The sequence below is a fragment of the Microcystis sp. M090S1 genome, from assembly GCF_020246295.1.
Classification (GTDB): domain Bacteria; phylum Cyanobacteriota; class Cyanobacteriia; order Cyanobacteriales; family Microcystaceae; genus Microcystis; species Microcystis aeruginosa.
Genome location: NZ_JADBTF010000037.1, coordinates 1 through 3,451 on the forward strand (window position 1 = coordinate 1; position 3,451 = coordinate 3,451).

Consider the following 3,451-nt stretch of genomic DNA (forward strand, 5'->3'; position numbering starts at 1 on the left):
GAGTTCCGAGAGATTGTCGGCGATCGCAAAGATAAATAATTGATAAGCGATCAGCGCATAACACATCATTGGAGCGGACAATAATCAGAGTAAATTGTGCTTAGTTAGAGGCGATCAATTGCCGCTCAATTAAGCCGTTAGCCTGCTGAGGACGTATGCGGAGGCTGTCTGTTGATGTTCAACGAAATACAGTTTTTTAACGAAACAATCAGCATAATAATGTTGCGTTGTGACCCAAGGAAATCGAAATGGCTAAGGTAGCTTTGCTAATTGGAGTTAGTGAATATGAATCAGGCTTAGCCCCTTTACCTGCTGCGATCCAAGATATTGAATCAATGAAGCAGGTTTTTGAACATCCAGGAATGGGTGGTTTCGATGAAGTCATATTGCTAATTAACCCTGAACGCTCAGCGATGGAAGAGGCAATTGAAAAATTGTTCTCAGACTGCCAAAAGGATGATCTTTTACTCCTGTACTATTCTGGTCATGGCATTACGGACGATTCTGCAAGCCTCTACCTTGCAAATTCCAAGACCCGAAAAACTGAAAGAGGGGAGCTTTCAAGAGCGACAGCAGTTTCTGCTAGTTTCATACACGAAAGTATGGAAAGAAGTCGCTCAAAACGACAGGTAATTGTTCTTGACTGTTGTTTTAGTGGAGCTTTCGCAAGAGGCATGACTGCTAAAGCAGGTTTTTCCTCAGTAGATATACAAGGACAACTTGGTGGAGAGGGAAGAGTCGTATTAACTTCTTCGAGTGCTACTCAATATGCTTTTCAAGAGGAGAACTCTGAACTTTCAATTTATACTCGATACTTAGTTGAAGGGATTAAGACTGGAGCCGCAGACGTAGATAACGACGGCTGGATTACAGTTGACGAATGGCATGAATATGCTAAGGACAAGGTTAAGATCTCTTCTCCAGCGATAAATCCACAGATTTATGCGGTTAGAGAAGGCTATAAAATACTTATTGCAAAAGCTCCAGTAAGCGATCCGAAACTCAGATACCGTAAAGAATTTGAACGCAATACGGCGGATCGGGGTGAAATTTCAGTTATAAATCGTAAAACTCTAGATGTCCTGAGAGAACAACTTGGCTTACAACGAGAAGTTGCTTTAGAAATTGAATCTGAAGTTCTAAAGCCTTTTCAAGAACATCAGGAAAAGTTGCGGCAATATAAACAAGTATTTTCTGAAGAAATTCAAAAGGAAAATCCGCTAAGTCAAGCTACCCTCGACGACCTCAAGCACTATCAAGAAGTTTTGGGTTTGCGGGATGAAGACATCGCCTTAATTCAAACAAGTCAAATAAATTCTGATGAAGATAAACATTCTATAGAAACCGCAGTTAGCGACAGCGAATTATCTAACTCTAGTCAAACTTCAGTATTTAAGATTGGTGGTTTGAGAGGAGCAGGAAATGATTTAGTTGCAGCAGAGGATCAACTTGGCTTTAAGTATTATGTTGCCGCTTTTGCTGATTTGATTGAATCACCTTATACCCAACCCCCTTTAACCATTGGTATATTTGGCTCTTGGGGAATGGGAAAGTCTTTTCTTTTAGAACACATTACACGAGAACTGAATCAACGTTATCAAAAGCGTCGCCAAAAAAGAGAAGCGTCAACTAGTTCAACTATCCCAAGGGTTCATGTTGTTGAATTTAATGCGTGGGAATACAGTTGTGCTGAAGTAATTTGGCCTGGTCTAGTGCGAAAAATTATGAATCGACTAGAGATTGAGGTTTCTTGGGGCTTTCCTGGCAGATTTCTTATTAAATTAGGTCGTAACCTAAAGCATCAGCTTAAACAATCACGAAGTCAATTGATTGGGGTTTCTGCTGTTGTGGTCGGTTTATGTTTTCTTGGAGTTTTTAAATTTAAGCTTGATCTAAAGTTAATTTGGGGCGCTGTTGTTGCATTAGGCATTAGTGGAGTTTTTAAGATAGTTGGAGATACGTTATCTAAACCATTGAGTCAATGGATTACAACTCTTTTTCAAGAACGAAACTACGGTAAGCAAATTGGTTATATGGCTGAAATTCGTTCCGATCTAGAGTTTTTGGCAACAAGATTAAAGAAAGACAATGCTCGAATTTTAGTCATCATTGATGACCTAGATCGATGTGAACCGCAAAAGGCAGTTGAAGTACTCCAGGCTGTCAAACTGCTGCTTAACTTTGACAGCTTTATTGTTTCCTTGGGAATCGATGCCAGAATTATTACTCGTGCGGTCGAAGAACACTACAAGAGTATGCTTGGCCCTGTTGGGGCATCAGGCTATGAGTATTTAGATAAAATCGTCCAAATACCTTTTTGCATACCACAGCCTAATTCAGAAGAATTGAAAGTATTTATTGCAAGGCAATTATTTCCAGATGAGAAAGATGAGCCAAAGCCTTTTGGAGAAATTGAATTAATCAGGACAAGAGAGCATGAATCACAAGAGCTTGAACCTCAAGACGGCTTTTATACTAGCATTTTAAGTGTTAGTCCAGACAAAATCAATTTGTTGATGCAGTTTTTGGCAGAGAAATTCAGCGATAAAGAAATTCAGTTGGAGCTAGAAGTTGATGGTAAAAAGTTGAAGATCAAAGCTGGCAATTTGACGGAATTAGAAACAGCACTAGAAGCAGCCCAAACATTCCTGGACATGCAACAAGCTCCAATCGGTCTTCAAGAAATTAGTCTTGATCATCCAAACTCCCTGATAGCGTTTACTTATGATGAATTGGAAGCTTTTCAAAGCTTAACGCGATTTCTACGACCGAACCCGCGTCATCTTAAACGCTTAGTAAACATTTATCGACTAGTTCGTAGTTTAGCTGAATATAAAAATGAGCAGATTATTTTAAGCAATCCAGTTGCTACCATCAGATGGCTAGCAATGTGCGGACAGTGGCCTTATACGTCTCATGCAATGTTGTGGTATTTTGACGAGATGCTAGAAGCGCAAGAAGAAGGGCATTTAATTGAATTTCCATCTGGTGATCCCTTGGCTTACCTTTTAGAAGAAGTAAAACCGCAATTGTCGCAGGAGAAGCAGAGTAAGTTGGATGATGATCCTGATTTATTGCGTATGCTTATAAAACGTCAACAAGGTAGTTTGGACTGGGAACAACTGAAAATAATTCGCCAGTATACTGTGAACTTTAACCCAGCAGTTGAAGCAGAACTTAAGTCAGAAGTTCCGGTCAAATTGAATAACAGAGGAATTGGATAGCCGCGCAGGCTAACAACCCCAATGCACACCGGCCGCCGAAAGGTTATCGGTTAGAGTTCGAGGTTATCTGCGGCGGGTGATTGGGAACGTTATGCCTAACCGATACGCTCATTAAAGTTGTCTATTATCAGCCAAGTTTAAGCAAGCAAAAATTGTCAGCTTCGTTGATGAGTTCCGATAGATTGTCGGCGATCGCAAAGATAAATAATTGATAAGCGATCAGCGCA

At 40.2% G+C, this 3,451-nt stretch carries 1 protein-coding gene; it reads left to right on the top strand.

The genetic code is table 11. From position 1 onward, the window contains the following. Positions 1-248: 248 nt before the first annotated feature. A complete protein-coding gene (locus IM477_RS01580; protein WP_287730261.1) occupies positions 249-3,224 on the top strand; it encodes a caspase, EACC1-associated type in 2,976 nt (991 codons plus the stop codon). Positions 3,225-3,451: the final 227 nt, after the last annotated feature.

Coding starts and splice junctions, on each gene's coding strand:
- IM477_RS01580 (WP_287730261.1), top strand. CDS start 249: ATGGCTAAGGTAGCTTTGCTAATTGGAGTTAGTGAATATGAATCAGGC.